The organism is Pantoea sp. FN0307, assembly GCF_050113815.1.
In the GTDB taxonomy this organism is placed as follows: Bacteria; Pseudomonadota; Gammaproteobacteria; order Enterobacterales; family Enterobacteriaceae; genus Mixta; species Mixta alhagi.
In genome coordinates this window covers 123,536-140,667 of the sequence record NZ_JBNJSO010000006.1, presented here as the reverse complement: position 1 = coordinate 140,667, position 17,132 = coordinate 123,536, and the positions used below count along the sequence as shown (strand labels likewise).

Below are 17,132 nucleotides of genomic sequence, written 5' to 3'. Positions count from 1 at the left end.
TACGTGTCCCGCGCCGTTTCAGGCGCGGGTAGCAATAATACGGCCTTCCGCCATCTGTACCGCGCGATCGCACATATGATCGATAACATCCGGATCGTGGCTCACCAGCACCATGGTTAAGCCGTCCTGCTGCTTTAGCTGATTAAGCAGATTGAGGATTTCCGCCTGTACCGACATATCCAGCGCGGAGGTCGGCTCATCCAGCAGCAGCACTTTCGGCTTTAACAGCAGCGCACGCACAATCGCCACGCGCTGACGCTGACCGCCGGAAAGCTGATGCGGGTAGCGATCGGCCAGCGCCGGATCCAGCCCAACGTGGTGAAAGCCTGCATTAATGCGATCGTTAATATTATCCTGCTTCAGCAGTTTTAACGGCTCGGCCAGAGTACGGCGCAGCCGATGGCGCGGATGCAGCGAGGCATACGGATCCTGAAAAACCATCTGCACCTCGCGACGCAGGTCGCCGGTAAAGATTTTACCCGGCAGTGCCTGGTGTCCGGCCAGCTGCATCTCTCCCTGCCAGTGCGGATTCAGGCCCGCCATGACCCACAGCAGCGACGACTTGCCGCAGCCGGAAGGCCCGACCAGCCCAAAGCATTCACCAGCGTTTACCGTCAGAGAAACCTCATGCACCACGGTGCGTAAATCGTAGCCCTGGCGATGTGCCACGCTAAGGTTCTGCAAATCAATCATGCTCAGGCTCCTTCTCCAGCATGCTGCGATCCAGCACCGGCAGCGGCTGACCATGCGTAGCCTTGCTGGGGCGGCATGACCACAGCGTGCGCGTATAAGGATGGGTAGCGCGCGGTAGCTCGGCGGCGGGCAGATTATCAAGCAGCTGACCTTTATACATCACCATCACCCGTTCACAATGTTCAGAAACCTGTTGCAGATCGTGACTGATCAACAACAATCCCATGTTGCGTTCTTCAACCAGTCGGCGGATCAGCGCCAGCACCTGATCGCGCATCGCATGGTCAAGCGCGGAGGTAGGCTCATCAGCGATCAAAAACTGCGGATCGGCGATCAGCGCGATCGCCAGCATCACGCGCTGCCCCATGCCGCCCGAAAGCTGATGCGGATAGCGTGTCATCAGCTGAACCGGCTGCGGCAATCCGACCGCAGCCAGCATCTCGGTAACCTTTTCCCGACGCTCGGTGCGGCTCAGACGATGGTGCAGTCTCAGCGGCTCCTCTACCTGCCAGCCGATGGTACGCGTGGGGTTAAGGGCATATTTGGGGTCCTGCATCACCATCGCCAGTTCGCTGCCGCGCAGCTGGCTCCAGCGTTTTTCATTCAGCGTCAGCGCATCGCGTCCGGCAACCTGCAGCTGCCGCGCCTGCAAATGCAGACCCGGGGCCAGCAGACCCATCAGAGAGCGTGCCGTCAGCGATTTCCCCGAGCCGGATTCGCCAACCAGCGCTACGCGCTCGCGGCCCAGGGTAAAACTTACCTGCCGTACCAGCGGTGTGACATGGCTGTGAATCGTCAGGTTATCGGCGATGATCAAAGGTTCAGTTGCCATGGCGGGTATCCAGTCGGTCACGCAGGCCGTCGCCTGTCAGGTTAAAAGCAAGGCTGGCGAATAAGATGGCGCAGCCCGGCGCAGCCGCCACCCACCACTGATCGAAAATCACTTTACTGCCTTCCGCGACCATTGAGCCCCATTCAGCGGTAGGCGGCTGTACGCCCATGCCAAGAAAGCCAAGACCGGCGGCGGAAAGAATAATCCCGCCGAGGCTGAGCGCGGCGCGCACCACGGCGCTGGGCAGACAGAGCGGCAGAATATGCCCAAACATCAGGCGCAGCCCGGTTATGCCCTGCATTCGCGCGGCAGCCAGATAATCACTGCGGCGCAGCGCCAGCGTTTCCGCACGCGCCTGACGCGCAAAGGGCGGCCAGCTGGTTAACGCCAGCGCCAGTGCGCCGTTAAGCAGGCCGGGACCGAGGATGGAAACCAGCGCCAGCGCAATCACCAGATTAGGCAGCGACAGGAAAATATCAGTGATCCGCATCAGCACACGCTCGGTCCAGCCGCCGAGGTAGCCCGCGACAATGCCGATCAGCAGCCCGAACGGAATGGTCAGCACTAAAATCAACGACACCAGCAGCAGCGTTGGGCGTGCGCCATAAATCACGCGCGACAGCAGGTCGCGACCAAAGCCGTCGGTGCCAAACCAGTGAGCGGCAGAAGGGGGCAGCAAACGGGCAGAGATAGTTTGCGCATTGGGATCGAAAGGCGCCAGCAGCGGAGCCAGCAGCGCGGTCAGTACCAGAATGGCCACCAGCGTGGCGCCAACTGCCAGCGTCGTCAACCGACGGCGGCGCGGTGCCGGCGTGACGATTTCCGCGTCGGATAAATGTTGTGTCATCGGGTTCTCGGATCGGTTAACCAGGTCAGCGCATCAACCAGCGCATTAAGCAGCACAAAGCAGCTGCCGATCAGCAGCGTTGCACCAAGAATGGCGGGCACGTCGGAGGCAAACAGCGCGGTCGTCAGATAGCGGCCCAAGCCGGGCCAGGCAAAAACCGTTTCCGTTAATACCGAGCCTTCCAGCAGCGTGGCGTAGGAGAGCCCCAGTACGGTAATCAGCGTGCCGCGTACGTTAGGGAAGATATGACACAGCAGAATACGCCCGCGACTGGCGCCTTTCGCCCGCGCCAGCGTGACATACTCTTTGCTGTTTTCTTCCAGCAGGGCGGCGCGCAGCAGGCGGGTAATGCCCGCCATCGACAGCATCCCCAGCACCACCACCGGCAGCCATAAATGTGCAATGGCGTTGCGGAACATCTCTCTGTCGCCCGACAGCCAGCTGTCAATCAGCACAAAGCCGGTTTTCGGCTCCAGCGTGTAGATCCAGATGTCATCCAGCCGTCCCGGCCCGGCAGACCAGTGCAGAACCGCGTAGAAGAGCAGCAGCCCCAGCAGCCCCAGCCAGAAAACCGGCACCGAATAGCCCAGCAGCGAAATCAGACGCGCCAGATTATCCAGCAGGCTGCCCGGCTTCCAGGCTGCCAGCAATGCCAGCGTAATACCGAATACCGCGCCGAAAATCATGGCGCAGGTGGCCAGCTCTAACGTGGCCGGAAAGGTGCGCGCCAGATCGCTGGCGACCGGCTGGCTGGTGATATTGGAGACGCCCAGTTCGCCGTGTGCCAGATGGCTCAGATAACGCCAGAACTGTACCGGCAGCGGCTTATCCAGACCTAAATCGTGACGCACCTGCTGATAAGTGGATTCGCTGGCGTGATCGCCTGCCACCTGTAACACCGGATCGACCGGCGACAAATGGGAGAGCATAAAGGTGAAAGCCAGCAGGCCCAGCAGCGTGACCAGCAAGGAGAGCAGGCCCGTGACGAGACGACGGCCACCGCGCCAGAATTGCCGGGCAAGCCCGGCATGCGTTGTGCGGGTTGCCATTACTTACTGACCTGGCTGTAGTAAACCATATCGGGGTTGATGCCCTGAACGTAGCCTTTCAGATTATCGCGTACGGCGATCAGGTTACGTGCCTGCAGGCCGACCACGTAAGGAGAGTTTTTCATCACTTCGCGCTGCATCGCCTGATAAAGCGCAACGCGCTTCGCCGGATCGCTTTCTGCGGTAGCGGCCAGCGTTTGCTTACTCAGCTCAGGAATATGCCAGTTAGAGCGCCAGGCGAGGGTTTTGCTGCCATCTTCCGGGTTATAGGCGAAGGCGGAGGCGTTGGTATTCGGATCGAAATAGTCCGCTCCCCAGGCGTTTAACGTGGCCTCATATTTATGCGCTTTCACATTGGTCGCGACTTCGGTGCTCAGGCCGGGGATCAGCTCTACCTTGATGCCGCCTTTTGCAAAGCTGGCCTGCAGTGCCTGGGCGATATCCAGATAGGGCGGTTGGTTACTGACCACCAGTTTAAAGCTGACATTGTTCAGCCCCGCTTTGGCTAAAATCGCCCTGGCTTTTTCCGGGTCGTACTGATAGGGCGTTTCGTTCAGCGCGCCCGGGAAGCCTTCCGGCAGGAAGGATTGATGCACCTGGAACTGGCCTTTCAGCAGGTCGTTGGCGATACCCTGATAGTCAAACAGGTAGCGTGCAGCCTGCCACAACGCCGGATTTTTCAGCGCGGGCTGCGCGTCGATGTTGAACTGCATGTAGTAAAGCGAGGCCATCGGGATCGCCAGCGGTTTGACGCCCGGTTTGCCTTTCAGCGCGGAGATCTGGTCAACGCCAAGATTACGGGCAATATCTGCATCGCCCTGTTCCAGCAGCAGGCGGCGGGTCGCTGCTTCCGGAACGTTTTTGATCAGAATATTTTTCAGCTTCGGCGCATCGCCCGGAGAACGGGGATTGGCGGTCAACAGCACCACTTCATGCGGCACAAAGCGACGGATCTGGAAGGGGCCGCTACCGGCGGAATGGGTAGCCAGCCATTTGTTGCCCAGATCGTTATTTTTCTGGTTAGCCAGTACGGTTTTGGCATCCACAATCGAGGAGACCGGCGCGGCCAGCAGGCTCAGCACATAGGTTGGGCTGACATTGGCCTGCCAGCTAATCTGCACGTGGCGATCGTCGATTTTCTTCAGCTGGCTATCCACATTCTCTTTGGTCCAGCCGAGCTGGGTAAGAATAAAGGAGGGATCAAGGTTCAGCTTAACCACGCGCGCAAGGGAAAACATCACATCTTCCGGACGCACCGGATTGCCAGAGGCAAAGGTAGCGCCGTCGCGCAGCGTAACGATCAGGCTACGGTTATCTTTGCCCGCTTCCCAGTGGCTGGCCAGGGTTGGTTTCAGCTCGTTAGGATTCTGCGGATCGGACTGTAACAGGCGTTGATAAAGGTTGGTAAAAGCCTGCACGGAGGTGAGTTCAAATCCTTCAGCCGGATCGAAGCTACTGGCATCATCAATTGACTGGGCGATCACCAGCGTATCGGGAGGCGTTGCCGCGTTAGCAGCAAAGCTGGCGCTCAGGGCCAGCGTCAGAACTGCGGGAGCAAAAATTTTCATGACGTTCCTTACCGTTTTTTTCGCGAGTGTAAGGGAACTGAACAGCAGGCTGATAGTAGATTATTCGCTATGCTTAGCAGAAAAAGTTATAAAGCCGTTAAAATAGTTATAAATCCGCACTTCAGGCGTGTTGCACAAACCAGATGGACGGCAGCAGGGCAATCAGATTATTAAGCATATGCAGCACTACCGGCAGCAGCAAACCGTTGCCGCGCAGGCGCGCATAACAAAGCAGCACAGAAAATAGCGTCAGCACCGCCAGGGTTTGCCAGTGGATATATTGCGTATGCATTACGGCAAACAGCAGCGATGTCAGCAGAATGCAGGCAAAGCGGCTACGCGGCGCCCACAGCAGAAATGCCTGCAGCAGAAAGCCGCGAAACAGAATCTCTTCAAAAATCGGTGCCAGCAGCACGGCCGAAAACAGCAGAATGCCGAGCGAAAACGGCGTCTGTTGCGCCTGATCTTCCAGCCAACGCTCCGGTTGTAAAAACTGCGTTTGCGCCACCATCAGCCCCAGCAGCAACAGCATAAACAGCAGCGTGGTTTTCGGCTGCAGCCGTCCCAGAGGAATATCACTGCGGCGCGTTTGATAAAAACGATACAGCGGCCACAGCACGGCAAACTCAAACAGACAGAGAACCGGCACCAGCAACCCTTGTTGTTGTAGCGCGCTGTAATTGGGAAACCAGGTGATCGCAAGGGTAATCAGGTAATAAAGCGCAAAACTGCCGAGGTAAAACAGCGTCAGAAAGACTCTGCCGTATTGGCTTTTCATAGGCGGCTTAAACAAAAAGGGAAGAAGGGAAGTGTAACAACCGCCAGAATCGCTGTCGAGACGTCGGAGCGGCGCGCTTTTTTGCTAAACAGTGGCCGCCAGAGGCCGATAAGGAATATACGCGTGAAAAAAGCAGGAGCATACGCCGCGCCGCGATAGTTGCTGCGTAATGAATAGCGGAGGTTACGTAAACGCATTATTACCGGGGTTTTGTTGATGAATCTACCTTCTTTATTATCTTTTAACCTTCGCACTGAGGACACGCCCGCGACGCTTTTTACGCGTCGAACGCTGTTGGTTCTGGGCTGTATGTTTGCCACCGTGTTCCTGACTACCGCAGTGTTTATTATCGCTATTGCGATGCGGCAGAATACCACCGCACTGACGCAGGAGAAGTTCTTGTTGCGCAATGCCTGGCAGGATCGCCAGCAGTCTATTCTGAGCGATATCCGTGATTACGCATTCTGGGGCGAGGCCTGGAATCATCTGCATTTACAGGTAGATAAAGAGTGGGCCTTTACGCAGCAGAATTTTGGGCCGGGGCTATATAAAGAATATCACTATGAAGGAATCTTCGTTGTGGATGGCAGCGGTCGGACGCGCTATGCGGTGATTGATGGCCAGCTCTCCGATATGCCCATTGAATCACTGCTGGGCAAACAGGGCACCGTCATCGTGCAACAGGCGCGATCCTTTACCAGCGGAGATAACGCCCTGATCAAAAACGCACGTATTAAAGGATGGCCTGCAATTGTTGCCGCTGCGCCAATTACACCGGGTAAAGTGCCGGGGCTGGGGACGATTCCCGGACCGCCATCGGTGATGATTTTTGTTGACCGCTATACGCCGAATAAACTGCTGGCGCTGGGCCACAGCATTGGTATCAAAAACATGCATGCCCCTGTTGGATCGCAAACCGTAGCGACAGGCCTGATGCTGACGATAGAGCAGAGCGAACCTTTGCTTCTTGCCTGGGATAGCAGTACGCCCGGACACCATTTGTTAATGGTGACTGTGCCGCTGCTGGCGCTAACCATGCTCATGCTGGGTATTATTTCCCGGCGGGTGATCCAGCATGCGATGGATAACGCCCGGCTTTCCGACTGGCGCTTTGAGCAGCTCCGTCAAAGCAAACGTGAACTGAGCGACAGCGAGGCGCGCTTTCGCGATGTGGCGGAGGCCTCTTCTGACTGGATATGGGAAACCGACTCACGGGGCGTGCTGACCTATCTCTCCTCACGTTTTACGGCTGTAACCGGCTATGAGATTGCGATACAGCTTGGCAAACCGATAGATTGCCTGCTGGGCAGCTGCAGCCAGCCAGTTTCGGAATGGATACAGCGACAAAATAACAGCAACGACCGGCGTACGCTGCGCTGCCATTATCATTCGGCACAGGGCGAAGAGCGTATCTGTAGTCTGGTGGCGAAGCCGATAGAGGTGCAGGGCATAAAGGTCGGCTTTCGCGGCACCGTCTCGGATATTACGCTGGAAGTAGAAGCTCAGGCGCGTATCCAGTATCTGTCGCAACACGATACGCTGACCGGCCTGCCGAACCGCCACCGGATGAATGAATTTTTAAACGGCAAACTGCAGGAGCAGCCAACCGCCGCACAGCCGCTGGTAATGTTCAGTCTCGATCTCGATCACTTTAAGCCGATTAACGATCTGTATGGTCATGCCGCTGGCGACCAGGTATTAAACGAAGTCTCGCAGCGGCTGCGCGTCTGTCTTGGCGAGGAGGATCTACTGTCGCGACAGGGCGGCGATGAGTTTATTTTGCTGCTGAGCGGCCTGAGCAGCCATGAAGAGATTGAAGCGCGCTGCCGTTGTTTGATGGATGAGATCCACAAACCCTTTAATGTTGCCGGACAGTTGGTGAATGTTGGCGCCTCGATCGGGATTGCGTGTGCGCCGCAGGATGCGCTACAGCCGGAAGAACTGCTCAGAATGGCTGATATTGCGCTGTACCAGTCTAAAAATCTGGGGCGTAACCGCTGGGTTTTTTATTCGCCGGAAATGTCAGAGCAGCTGGTGCGGCGACGCGAAATGGAGCGCGCGCTGGGCCAGGCGGTGGTGCGCGATGAGCTGCGCCTGTTTTATCAACCGCGCTATTCGCTGCACAGCGGCAGCATGGACGGCGCGGAGGCGCTGCTGCGCTGGCAGCCGTCGCCGCCTGCGTTGGTGATGCCTGATAGCTTTATTCCACTGGCGGAAGAGACCGGACTGATTATTCAGATCAGCGACTGGGTGCTGCAGCGCGCCTGCCGTGATGCGTTGAGCTGGCCTAAGCCCTTCTATGTATCGGTGAATATTTCGCCGGTTGAGTTTTGCCGTGACGATCTGGCGGAACGTGTTGCCACGGTTTTGCGGGTAACCGGGCTGCCTGCGGAGCGTCTCGAACTGGAGATCACTGAAAATGTCACGCTTGAAAAGCCGGATAAAGTGCTACGGATTATGCAGCGTCTCAAGGCGCTTGGTGTGCGGCTGACGGTCGATGACTTTGGATCGGGCTATGCCTCATTGGGTTATCTGAAAACCTTCCCGTTTGATGGCCTGAAGATGGATCGCTCTTATATGAGAGATTTCCCGCATTCGCAGCAGGCGCACTCTATCGTTAACGGCATCATTGGACTGGGCAAAGCATTTTCACTGGTGATTACCGCTGAAGGCATAGAAAACGCGGAACAGTTTGCCGAACTGCAGGCGATCGCCTGTGATGAAGGGCAGGGATATTATCTTGGCCGACCAATACCCGCTGCGGATTTTATACATATGCTGGAGACGGTCGGGCAGAAACAAGTCAGTGAAACGGGTCAGCCGGGCTGACCCGTAGGGCGCTTAACGAACACGGATGGCCACGCAGGTCATCAGCACCGCAAAGCCGATAAAGACAACCAGTTCCATACAGCACCTCCTAAGAATAATCTTAGAAAATTATACGAATGGGGTGGTTGTTTTTTAGGCGATTTGTGCCGTTTTTATGACTGGGATCACAGTTCACTGTGGGTTAAGCCTTTCTGCACGTGCCAGACGATCGGTTAGGCTTTAAGGTCGGTAACTGAACGACTGGCCAAACAGGAGAATCGTGGTGAAATTTTATGGAAAGCTCGCGCTGATTACGGCGCTGGTTACGCTGGCGGCCTGTCAGCATGGGCAAAAAAATAGCGATAGCGCGGCGGTGACCGATCCTGATGCCGATCGCTGCGGCGCATCTGCCTATCAGAATTATGTTGGGCAGCCTTTATCGGCGCTGAGCAAGTTGCAGTTTGAGCATCCGGTACGGGCGATCCCTTACAATTCAGCCGTAACGATGGATTTCAATCTTAACCGGTTAAATTTCCTCGGCGCTAAAGATAACGTTATTACCCGCGTCTATTGCGGCTAATAGTGTAACGGGCATGGCCGGAAAGTGTTTATGTCATCACTGTCACGCTGTTGTCATCATTAGCCGCCAGGATACAGGGAAACAGAATGATCTCCCCGTCATATAACACTGCAATGCTCGTCTTATTCATCCCGCCGCGTGCGGGATTTTTTTTGCCTGTTGCGTATCGCAGAATACAGCACGACCACAATCGGCTACGCTTGAAAAAAACGGCGCAGTGGCCGGATGGTTATAGCGATAGCGATAGCGATAGCGATAGCGGGAGCAGGGAACATGCAGAAAAAAAGTACAGAGGTGATTGAGGCCACCACCGATTTGCTGGCGGCGCTACAGTCGCTGGACTACCGTTTTACCATTACCCAGGAGCTGGAAGCCGTTTTCGATCGCCCGGTGCGTGATGGTCTCTATTCCGTTACGCCGCGGGAGAAAAATTATTTTAACGATCCGCAGCAGTTTAGCCCGTTAGTTGATAGTCGCGACGGCGCGCTGTATGTGGCGCGGGTAGAAGGACAGCCAGCAGGTTATCTGGCGGTAAGGCGCAACTGGAATGGTCTGGCGCTGGTGGAGGATATTGCCGTTGACGGCGCTTTCCGGCGCTGCGGCTGCGGCTGCGCGCTGTTACAGCGTGCCATCCGTTGGGCGCGTGAACAACAGCTGGCTGGCGTGACGCTGGAAACGCAGAATACCAACGTGGCCGCTTGCCTGCTGTATGAAAAAATGGGGTTTGAGCTGGGCGGCATTGATCGCCAGCTTTATCGGGCGCTGCATGCGCATCCGGCGGAAACCGCGCTCTACTGGTATCTGTGGTTTCATTAAGCGCTTCGCCGCCGAAAGCAGAGTTGTTACAGCTGCGCCACTGGCTAAGGCATTTCGGCGGTGCTACTCATCAGCTGCGCCAACACATTACGATAGCTCTGCAGAACGCTTTCATCTTTTTCTAAATCCAGCTTCTTGATGACGCTGGCAATCAGCGCCTTATCGGTAGTGGGTTGGCCCGTCTGCATCAGCTCCGTCATAATGATAGCTAACAGCTCCGCTTCTTTGGGGGCATGCCATGCCGGGCTGTTAAAATAGTCGGTTATTTCCCGGCCAGCGCTGGTGGATTGTGTTCGCATTGTCAACCTCCAAAAACGCAGCATCGACCCACCATAAAGCGGGCCGTCAGATAATTAACAGGAAAAGCATGCCTTCGTCAGGCAAAACCGAGGACGTTGTCATCGTCTGTAAATATTGGCTATTTTTTAAACATAGAAGCGACAGCGAAAAAAGTCAGTAACAACCTGAAATATTTTTAGCGCGAAAATCTTGCTTGCATTGCCCCAGCGATTATGAGTAAATGCATCGTCGGTTTGTTAAACAGAACCGGGTATGCGAGCAGTTTTAGTAAAGCAGTCTGCAGTGTAAGAGTTATCTCTGATATCCCTTCTTCAGTATCGCCTTCCTGAGTGCCCCATAACATCTGTACACAAACCTGTTGCCCTCAGGGCGTTAATATCGAATGAAGGAAAGACAAATGTCTGCAAAACTGACTGGTTTAGTAAAATGGTTCAACGCTGAGAAAGGCTTTGGCTTTATTTCTCCGGCTGACGGCAGCAAAGATGTATTCGTACACTTCTCCGCCATCCAGAACCAGGGTTTCAAAACGCTGGAAGAAGGTCAGAGCGTTGAGTTCACCATCGAAAACGGTCCGAAAGGCCCGGCTGCTGCTAACGTAAACGTACGCTAAGCTGCCAGAATTCAAAAAACCCGCCTTTATGGCGGGTTTTTTATTGCCTGTTTTTTGCCGTCAGGTGACTTAGCGACCACTGCCGCCGTAAAAACAGACAAAAAATAACCCCGAAACAGCATTACTGCTCCGGGGTTTTAGTATCCTGCATTACCACAGCAGATAGCTTGGCAATGAAACCGGGTCAGGACTTACGGCCACTATTGCTGCTTTGTCCGCCTTTCTTACCCGCTTCGGAGGCTTTTTCACGATCGTTTTTGAAGTTGCCGCCGCTCTGCTGACCACCTTTTTTACCGGCTTCAGAGGCTTTTTCTCGGTCTTCTGCGAAGTTTCCTGAACCACCACGACGTTCTGCCATTATCGTCTCCTGATTACTTTTCCAGTTTGGTAAGCATCTTAGAATATGTATTATCAGTTGATTAATGCATATTCTGCGTTGTATCAATATGAATAATAGATGACTTCATTGATACTTCCAGTTATTGTAATTTACGGTTTCGTTTATTTAATTGATTGTTTTTAATAGAATTTACGTAAGGGTTTTTTTTGCATTTTATATAAGTGACTGATGGTTAACAGAATAAATAATATTCAACCAAAGGTTTTACTTATCCTTTCAGGATCAATCTTAATAAGGTGCAGGGTTATATTTCGCTACGCTTGTTAAATGAATTAATTTGTGGATTATGAAGGCTAAATGCGATCTCAGCGCTCACTTATGTATAAAAAATCATCCTTTTTAGCAAAGCTATTCTATAAATATTGAAAAATATCAGCACCATCTGCTGTCATTTTGTTAACTGTAGTGATAGTGTCTGCGTTTACATTGTTACTGGGATCGTGTGATGAAACAGCTCATTGCAGAACTACTGGTTAAGTTGGCGGAAAAAGAAGCAGAGTCTAAAGAACTGGTTGCCCAGGTTGAAGCGTTAGAAATTGTGGTAACAGCGCTACTGCGTAAATTGGGTGACGAACAGCGTCAGGAGCTAAACAGAGGTATCAGCGAGGCGTTAATCGTCGCCTCGGACGGCGCCAGCGCCGAAGATGCCAATTTGCTCCATGGCTATATCGACAAGCTGCTTAATCATCCCCGCTATTGATAGTAAAACAGCCACATCGCAATCTGCGATGTGGCTGGTTGATCTCAACGCTTGCTTAATGCTTCCGAGCGCGCCATGCAGGCCTCCATTGAGGCGATCACGGCCGAGCGCAGCCCTTTCTGTTCCAGCACTTTAACCGCCTCGATGGTGGTGCCGCCTGGCGAACAAACCATATCTTTCAGCTCGCCGGGATGCTTGCCGGTTTCCAGCACCATTTGCGCGGCGCCTTTTACCGCCTGTGCGGCAAATTCATACGCCTGAGCTCGCGGCATTCCGCCCAGGACTGCGGCATCCGCCATTGCCTCAATAAACATAAAGACGTAGGCCGGCGCCGAGCCGCTAACCCCAACCACCGCATGGATAAGATATTCTGGTACAACGGCAGCTTTACCAAAACTGTTGAAGATCGCCACGATTTCGTCGACTTCTTCCGGGGTGACCAGCGGATTCGGCGTAACAGAGGTCATGCCTTCGTTAACCAGTGCAGGCGTATTGGGCATAACGCGCACAATTTTACGATCGTGTCCCAGCGTCATTGCTAAGGCATCCAGCGTTACGCCTGCGGCAATCGAAACCACCAGCGTCTCTTTATTCAGCGCGCCGGCCGCATCCTTAAGCACTTTCAGAATCACATTGGGTTTTACCGCGCCGAATAAAATATCCGCTTCTCGCGCAACCTCGTCGGCGCTTTGCGCGGGGGTAATGCCATATTGCTGCGCCATAGCCTGGTTGGTTTCTGTTTTATGGTCATAAACCCAGATGTTTGCTGCATCAACCTGGCCACCTGCAATCAGTCCGCCAATTATTGCTTTGGACATATTTCCGCAGCCAATAAAGCCTATTTTTTTCTCCAGCATGGTATTTCCCTCTGCGTAGCCATTTTTCATTACGCATCAGCTTACGTGATTCTGCCGCTTTATTCAGCTTCAGCTAAACTCCAGAGAGGTATAAGGAGAAAAAATGGAAAATTTTCAGCAAGATGAAGATAAAGAATGCCACTATCCGGGAACCGCAGAGCGTATCCTGACTTCAGCGCGAAATAGGCAGGGGTTGGAGCGCCTTGATCAGATAAAGTTTGCCATTCTGGAGAAGAACGGCAAAATCAGCATTATTCCTCAATCCTGACAGGAAAGCCGATGCCAATTTGGGTGGATGCGGATGCGTGTCCAAAAGTCATAAAAGAGGTGCTCTATCGTGCCGCAGAGCGCAGTCAGACAGAACTGATTCTGGTAGCTAATCAGCCGCTCAGCGTGCCGCCATCACGTTTTATTCGTACGCTGCGTGTCGCGGCCGGTTTTGATGTAGCGGATAATGAAATCGTGCAGCGCGTGAGCCGCGAAGATTTGGTTATTACTGCTGATATTCCGCTGGCGGCGGAAGTGCTGGCAAAAGGGGCGGCGGCGCTGAATCCTCGCGGTGAACGCTACAGCGATGCCACTATTCGTGAACGCCTGACGATGCGCGATTTTATGGATACGATGCGCGCCAGCGGTGTGCAGACCGGCGGGCCGGCAACGCTAAATCAGCGCGATCGGCAGCAATTTGCGGCAGAGCTGGATAAATGGCTGTTACAACAGCGGCGTCATCGTGAGCAGGGCAACGCAGCGGGACAGCGTGGTTAGCAAATAAAAACGCCGGTGGGAGCTATATTCCACCGGCGTTACGCTTTAGCACTGGCTTGTCAGCCTGACGGCTGTGTGGCTTATGCGCGTCAGGAAGGCGCTTCAGATAAAGCTGTCATCGTCATTGAAATCGTCATTGCCGAAATCGTTGCTGTCGAAACCGGCATTATCATCCTGCTGCCAGCTGGCATCCTGTAAAAATGCCCGATCGTCGACATTATTAAACGTATCCAGGCTGGTATCGAGCGGCTGAGGATCGGGCAGGGCAGGCTCATTAATAATGTTCACAATCTCTTCCGGCTGGGAGTGATGGAACATGCTGGTCAACATATCCGCCATTACTACACCACCCGCCACGCCCACTGCCGTTTGCAGCGCGCCGCCAAGAAAACCGCTACCGCCGCGTGCGGCGCCGTAAGGCTGCTGTGCATAGGGCTGCTGCGGGGCATTATTGTACGGCTGTTGCGCGTAAGGCTGCTGCGGGGCGTTATTCCATACCGGCTGCTGCGGCGTAGACTGGCGCTGTCCGCCGCCAAACAGGCTGGAAAGAAAACCGCCGCTGCTCTGGCGAGCCGGTTGTTGCTGTGCCTGAGATAGCTGCTGTTGCGCCTGCGTCAGCTGGTTTTCCAGTTCGGTAACCTGTGCGCTCAATTTTTTCATTGCCGCTTCCTGAATCAGGATCGCCTGCGCCATATAGTAGGGCGCAGAGGGCTGCTGGCGGAGCTGCTGTTCAATCAGGCGCTCTGCTGCGGCATCACGTGGCGCAGACTGGCTTTCAGCCTGTTTTAGTCGGCTAAACAGACTTTCAATTAGACGTTGTTCTTCGCTCTGCATGGAACCTCCTTAAACAAGCGGTATCTCTTTATTTTGGTCGCGCTATGGTGAAAGTAAATTAGCACTGCGTAAGTAAATATTGCCGGGAAGAACAGAGCATTCCGTTTCTGCTAAAAAGCGATGCATGGTTAAAAGCCTTTCCGATGCGTAAAAACAACGTTACAGCTGGCCCACAATATTTTTTCTCGGTATGATGCCCGCCATGCATAATTTGATGACCAGCTGCGGCGGAACGCAGTCATGGCGGAGGACATGCTGTCATGTCGTTACCCATTTTTCTCATTGGCGCTCGGGGTTGCGGTAAAACCACGGTAGGTGAATCACTGGCGCAGGTACTGGGTTATGCTTTTTGCGATACCGATCATTATCTGCAGCAAAGCACAGGAAAAACGGTAGCGGAGATTGTCGCTGCCGAAGGCTGGGAAGGGTTTCGTCAGCACGAAACTGACGCCTTGATTGCGGTTACCGCACCGGAAACCATTATCGCTACTGGTGGCGGCATGGTGTTGGCGGAAGCCAATCGTTGCTTTATGCAGGAGCGGGGGCAGGTTATCTGGCTACAGGCCAACGCTACGGTGCTGGCAGCTCGTCTGGCCGATTATCCGCAAACCTCGCAGCGTCCTACTTTAACCGGCCGTTCTATCACTGAAGAGATGGCGGAAGTGCTTGATGAACGCGCAAGCCTTTATCAGCAAACCGCACATCATATAATAGATGCCATGCAGGCACCTGAACGGGTTGTCATGGCTATCCTGAACGCCTTACCCGTGGCGCGCGCCAGCTAAGCATGAGCCTCGCCTGCGGGGCCGTCGGTTATTAATCCGTCTGTTTTTGTTACCTTTCTTTTCCATTTCCCTGCCGCACTGGCGTGATTGTCTATACTTACTGCTACGCGCGCAAAAGCGAACGTTCTCGGCAGCAAGCGGCCTGAGAGTAGCGGAAACCACTTTCACCATAAGAGGGAAGAAAAATGCCAACAAGACCACCCTATCCACGTGAAGCCCGGGTTGTTCAGGTTGATAAAGGCGCTACAGGACAAGGCGCAACGCGCTACGAACTACGCGCTGATCACCCGAAACCCAACTCGCTGATTAGTGAGCATGAAAGCGAACAGGAAGCGCTGGATGCGAAAGAACGTTACGAGAATAGCGACAAAGAGTAATTCAGTCGGGCAGGGATGCCTGTGTAATAGCCTGCCGGATATACCCCGCTTAATAAGCCTGTTATTTGATCAATTAAATTAATCTTTCTCCGATTTTCTTTTGTTATTTTATCCAGATATTTTGCTAACCCACTCCTCTTACTAAACGCGACTTGATAAAAATTACTGTTCTCTTTGAGCGTATAAAGGATCTCGCCTCAATGGCGGTTAAGGCTTGACTCCTTCCGGTTGATATTTTATTTTGCCCCTGAATTAATAATCGCCTGTGCTATCTACGTTTTACAGCTGTTAACCTCTGATGTCGTTTTTGTCATAAAACTGCTACCCTGCTGGTCAGCCTTTTGAAAGAAAAATGTTGGGAGTTGAGCATTTAATCGCTTAATATTCAGTCAATATAAGCCTGAAGAAAATGATGACCAGAAATAATCGATTTTTCAGTGATTAATCATCGAATCTGCGGGTGGTTTTTCATCAATTGTTATGCCAGGATAATATTAAATCGCTGATTGATTTATTAGCAGAATAATATTTTATTAATTTGCCATTACGGCAGTTAATAAGCCTGTTGCAAATAAATGACCGGGCTACCGTCATTAAGGGTACGATGATTTTTATTAGTACAAGGTTAAATAACCTTTATGAAAAAGCGGTTTTTTATTGGGCAGAAATAATTAAAATCAGCGGCAGAAATATTGCCGGGCACCTGTTTTACGCCTGTTGCCGGTAAAACGGCACCCTAATGGCATAACGAATAGCTGGCCTGTAACCGGCCCGGCAATTTACTTGTATCGAAGAAGTAAATATGAAACAGACACTGGTAATACTTACCATCGCATACTCGCCGGACTATGATATCTCGCCGTTACTGTTGGAATCGCTGTCTGAAGCACAGCTGGAGCCAGTCAGTCTGCTGAACGCGCTTTCCTGCGAAGAGATAAATGAAAAATATGCTCCGCGTAAGGGCGAGAAGGCGCAGATAGTGCGGTTAGCGGAGGGCACAGAGATGCTGCTCGCGACCAGCCGCATTGAGCGGGGTCTGCAGCAGCTTATCAGCCAGCTGGAGTCGCGCGGCGTTGAAAATATTCTGTTGCTGGGTTGCGGGCAGTTTACTGAACTGCAAGCCCGCCATGCGCTTCTTATGGAGCCGGACCGCCTGATCCCTCCGCTGGTCGGCGCGATTGTCGGCGGCCATCAGGCGGGCATTATTGTTTCGGCTAATGAACTACTGCGTCAGCAGGCAGGTAAATGGCGCGTTCTGCGTAAGCCCGCCTGTTTTGCCGTTGCCGATCCGCTGCAGAGTGATAATCAGGCATTATTTGATGCCGGACTGATGCTGCTGGAGCAGGGCGCGGATGTGGTGGTGTTGGACAGCCCGGCCTATCACTCGCACCACTGTGACAGCTTACAGCAGTTACTGGGTATTCCGGTGCTGCTCTCCTGGCAATCGCTGGCGGAAATGGTCGCCGGAGTGCTGGCATAATCGACAATTTCAGATGACAAAACACGCGTTTAGCCCCTACACTGCCGATTCAT

At 53.5% G+C, this 17,132-nt stretch carries 19 protein-coding genes and 1 pseudogene; 10 read left to right on the top strand and 10 right to left on the bottom strand.

Going from position 1 to position 17,132, the window contains the following annotated elements:
- Window positions 1-18: 18 nt before the first annotated feature.
- From ACQE3Z_RS16770 to ACQE3Z_RS16745, 6 genes are all read right to left on the bottom strand, one after another.
- Complete coding sequence (locus ACQE3Z_RS16770) at window positions 19-693, bottom strand: ABC transporter ATP-binding protein (protein ID WP_426974656.1); 675 nt, start codon at window positions 691-693, stop codon at window positions 19-21.
- Window positions 686-1,525 (bottom strand): ABC transporter ATP-binding protein, encoded by an 840-nt coding sequence (locus ACQE3Z_RS16765; RefSeq protein WP_426974655.1) that lies wholly within the window; start codon window positions 1,523-1,525, stop codon window positions 686-688. Before ACQE3Z_RS16765 ends, ACQE3Z_RS16770 begins: the two co-directional genes overlap by 8 nt.
- Window positions 1,515-2,372, bottom strand: coding sequence for an ABC transporter permease (locus tag ACQE3Z_RS16760; RefSeq protein WP_426974654.1), 858 nt, complete (start codon window positions 2,370-2,372; stop codon window positions 1,515-1,517). The genes ACQE3Z_RS16765 and ACQE3Z_RS16760 overlap by 11 nt, the downstream gene beginning before the upstream one ends.
- Complete coding sequence (locus ACQE3Z_RS16755; protein WP_426974653.1) at window positions 2,369-3,421, bottom strand: ABC transporter permease; 1,053 nt, start codon at window positions 3,419-3,421, stop codon at window positions 2,369-2,371. The genes ACQE3Z_RS16760 and ACQE3Z_RS16755 overlap by 4 nt, the downstream gene beginning before the upstream one ends.
- Window positions 3,421-4,989, bottom strand: coding sequence for an ABC transporter substrate-binding protein (locus ACQE3Z_RS16750; RefSeq protein ID WP_426974652.1), 1,569 nt, complete (start codon window positions 4,987-4,989; stop codon window positions 3,421-3,423). Before ACQE3Z_RS16750 ends, ACQE3Z_RS16755 begins: the two co-directional genes overlap by 1 nt.
- 121 nt (window positions 4,990-5,110) lie before the next feature.
- Window positions 5,111-5,767, bottom strand: coding sequence for a CPBP family intramembrane glutamic endopeptidase (locus ACQE3Z_RS16745; protein ID WP_426974651.1), 657 nt, complete (start codon window positions 5,765-5,767; stop codon window positions 5,111-5,113).
- Window positions 5,768-5,983: 216 nt separating this feature from the next.
- Here ACQE3Z_RS16745 and ACQE3Z_RS16740 point away from each other — a divergent pair, with 216 nt between their 5' ends.
- The 3 genes from ACQE3Z_RS16740 to ACQE3Z_RS16730 all read left to right on the top strand — a co-directional run bounded on the left by ACQE3Z_RS16740 (window position 5,984) and on the right by ACQE3Z_RS16730 (window position 9,971).
- Window positions 5,984-8,596, top strand: coding sequence for a bifunctional diguanylate cyclase/phosphodiesterase (locus tag ACQE3Z_RS16740; RefSeq protein ID WP_426974650.1), 2,613 nt, complete (start codon window positions 5,984-5,986; stop codon window positions 8,594-8,596).
- A gap of 262 nt (window positions 8,597-8,858) precedes the next feature.
- Entirely contained in the window at window positions 8,859-9,155 is a 297-nt protein-coding gene (locus ACQE3Z_RS16735; protein WP_426974649.1) for an I78 family peptidase inhibitor, read from the top strand.
- A 273-nt stretch (window positions 9,156-9,428) separates the two neighbouring features.
- Window positions 9,429-9,971 carry a GNAT family N-acetyltransferase gene (locus ACQE3Z_RS16730; RefSeq protein ID WP_426974648.1) on the top strand — a complete coding sequence of 181 codons (543 nt, stop codon included), beginning with the start codon at window positions 9,429-9,431 and terminating at the stop codon, window positions 9,969-9,971.
- Window positions 9,972-10,015: 44 nt separating this feature from the next.
- Here ACQE3Z_RS16730 and ACQE3Z_RS16725 read toward each other — a convergent pair whose 3' ends face one another.
- Window positions 10,016-10,270, bottom strand: a complete 255-nt coding sequence (locus ACQE3Z_RS16725; protein ID WP_085067763.1) for a biofilm development regulator YmgB/AriR family protein — start codon at window positions 10,268-10,270, stop codon at window positions 10,016-10,018.
- A 398-nt stretch (window positions 10,271-10,668) separates the two neighbouring features.
- Here ACQE3Z_RS16725 and cspE point away from each other — a divergent pair, with 398 nt between their 5' ends.
- Window positions 10,669-10,881, top strand: coding sequence for a transcription antiterminator/RNA stability regulator CspE (cspE, locus tag ACQE3Z_RS16720; protein WP_085067762.1), 213 nt, complete (start codon window positions 10,669-10,671; stop codon window positions 10,879-10,881).
- Window positions 10,882-11,065: 184 nt separating this feature from the next.
- On the opposite strand, the gene ACQE3Z_RS16715 is transcribed toward cspE, so the two are convergent.
- Window positions 11,066-11,239 carry a general stress protein gene (locus ACQE3Z_RS16715; RefSeq protein WP_250652022.1) on the bottom strand — a complete coding sequence of 58 codons (174 nt, stop codon included), beginning with the start codon at window positions 11,237-11,239 and terminating at the stop codon, window positions 11,066-11,068.
- A 487-nt stretch (window positions 11,240-11,726) separates the two neighbouring features.
- Here ACQE3Z_RS16715 and iraP point away from each other — a divergent pair, with 487 nt between their 5' ends.
- On the top strand, window positions 11,727-11,981 hold the full coding sequence (iraP, locus tag ACQE3Z_RS16710; protein ID WP_085067761.1) for an anti-adapter protein IraP: 255 nt from the start codon (window positions 11,727-11,729) through the stop codon (window positions 11,979-11,981).
- Between the two features lie 44 nt (window positions 11,982-12,025).
- Here the strand turns inward: iraP and proC are convergent, their stop codons facing one another.
- The gene (gene proC / locus ACQE3Z_RS16705) at window positions 12,026-12,838 is read right to left on the bottom strand and encodes a pyrroline-5-carboxylate reductase (RefSeq protein WP_426974747.1); all 813 of its coding nucleotides are present in this window, start codon (window positions 12,836-12,838) and stop codon (window positions 12,026-12,028) included.
- 157 nt (window positions 12,839-12,995) lie between these two features.
- Here proC and ACQE3Z_RS16700 point away from each other — a divergent pair.
- Together ACQE3Z_RS16700 and ACQE3Z_RS16695 are read left to right on the top strand one after the other, a co-directional pair.
- Window positions 12,996-13,106, top strand: a pseudogene (locus ACQE3Z_RS16700) (YetF domain-containing protein); the annotation flags it as partial.
- Between the two features lie 11 nt (window positions 13,107-13,117).
- A complete protein-coding gene (locus tag ACQE3Z_RS16695; RefSeq protein WP_426974647.1) occupies window positions 13,118-13,603 on the top strand; it encodes a YaiI/YqxD family protein in 486 nt (161 codons plus the stop codon).
- 102 nt (window positions 13,604-13,705) lie between these two features.
- Here ACQE3Z_RS16695 and ACQE3Z_RS16690 read toward each other — a convergent pair whose 3' ends face one another.
- Window positions 13,706-14,437 (bottom strand): DUF2076 domain-containing protein, encoded by a 732-nt coding sequence (locus ACQE3Z_RS16690; RefSeq protein ID WP_426974646.1) that lies wholly within the window; start codon window positions 14,435-14,437, stop codon window positions 13,706-13,708.
- Between the two features lie 260 nt (window positions 14,438-14,697).
- Between ACQE3Z_RS16690 and aroL the strand changes: the two genes are divergently transcribed.
- From aroL to ACQE3Z_RS16675, 3 genes are all read left to right on the top strand, one after another.
- A complete protein-coding gene (gene aroL, locus ACQE3Z_RS16685) occupies window positions 14,698-15,222 on the top strand; it encodes a shikimate kinase AroL (protein WP_426974645.1) in 525 nt (174 codons plus the stop codon).
- A 185-nt stretch (window positions 15,223-15,407) separates the two neighbouring features.
- Window positions 15,408-15,599, top strand: coding sequence for a YaiA family protein (locus ACQE3Z_RS16680; protein WP_250652027.1), 192 nt, complete (start codon window positions 15,408-15,410; stop codon window positions 15,597-15,599).
- Window positions 15,600-16,401: 802 nt separating this feature from the next.
- Window positions 16,402-17,079, top strand: coding sequence for an AroM family protein (locus ACQE3Z_RS16675; RefSeq protein WP_426974644.1), 678 nt, complete (start codon window positions 16,402-16,404; stop codon window positions 17,077-17,079).
- Window positions 17,080-17,132 lie beyond the last annotated feature (53 nt).

Coding starts and splice junctions, on each gene's coding strand:
- ACQE3Z_RS16770 (WP_426974656.1), bottom strand. CDS start 693: ATGATTGATTTGCAGAACCTTAGCGTGGCACATCGCCAGGGCTACGAT.
- ACQE3Z_RS16765 (WP_426974655.1), bottom strand. CDS start 1,525: ATGGCAACTGAACCTTTGATCATCGCCGATAACCTGACGATTCACAGC.
- ACQE3Z_RS16760 (WP_426974654.1), bottom strand. CDS start 2,372: ATGACACAACATTTATCCGACGCGGAAATCGTCACGCCGGCACCGCGC.
- ACQE3Z_RS16755 (WP_426974653.1), bottom strand. CDS start 3,421: ATGGCAACCCGCACAACGCATGCCGGGCTTGCCCGGCAATTCTGGCGC.
- ACQE3Z_RS16750 (WP_426974652.1), bottom strand. CDS start 4,989: ATGAAAATTTTTGCTCCCGCAGTTCTGACGCTGGCCCTGAGCGCCAGC.
- ACQE3Z_RS16745 (WP_426974651.1), bottom strand. CDS start 5,767: ATGAAAAGCCAATACGGCAGAGTCTTTCTGACGCTGTTTTACCTCGGC.
- ACQE3Z_RS16740 (WP_426974650.1), top strand. CDS start 5,984: ATGAATCTACCTTCTTTATTATCTTTTAACCTTCGCACTGAGGACACG.
- ACQE3Z_RS16730 (WP_426974648.1), top strand. CDS start 9,429: ATGCAGAAAAAAAGTACAGAGGTGATTGAGGCCACCACCGATTTGCTG.
- ACQE3Z_RS16725 (WP_085067763.1), bottom strand. CDS start 10,270: ATGCGAACACAATCCACCAGCGCTGGCCGGGAAATAACCGACTATTTT.
- cspE (WP_085067762.1), top strand. CDS start 10,669: ATGTCTGCAAAACTGACTGGTTTAGTAAAATGGTTCAACGCTGAGAAA.
- ACQE3Z_RS16715 (WP_250652022.1), bottom strand. CDS start 11,239: ATGGCAGAACGTCGTGGTGGTTCAGGAAACTTCGCAGAAGACCGAGAA.
- iraP (WP_085067761.1), top strand. CDS start 11,727: ATGAAACAGCTCATTGCAGAACTACTGGTTAAGTTGGCGGAAAAAGAA.
- proC (WP_426974747.1), bottom strand. CDS start 12,838: ATGCTGGAGAAAAAAATAGGCTTTATTGGCTGCGGAAATATGTCCAAA.
- ACQE3Z_RS16695 (WP_426974647.1), top strand. CDS start 13,118: ATGCCAATTTGGGTGGATGCGGATGCGTGTCCAAAAGTCATAAAAGAG.
- ACQE3Z_RS16690 (WP_426974646.1), bottom strand. CDS start 14,437: ATGCAGAGCGAAGAACAACGTCTAATTGAAAGTCTGTTTAGCCGACTA.
- aroL (WP_426974645.1), top strand. CDS start 14,698: ATGTCGTTACCCATTTTTCTCATTGGCGCTCGGGGTTGCGGTAAAACC.
- ACQE3Z_RS16680 (WP_250652027.1), top strand. CDS start 15,408: ATGCCAACAAGACCACCCTATCCACGTGAAGCCCGGGTTGTTCAGGTT.
- ACQE3Z_RS16675 (WP_426974644.1), top strand. CDS start 16,402: ATGAAACAGACACTGGTAATACTTACCATCGCATACTCGCCGGACTAT.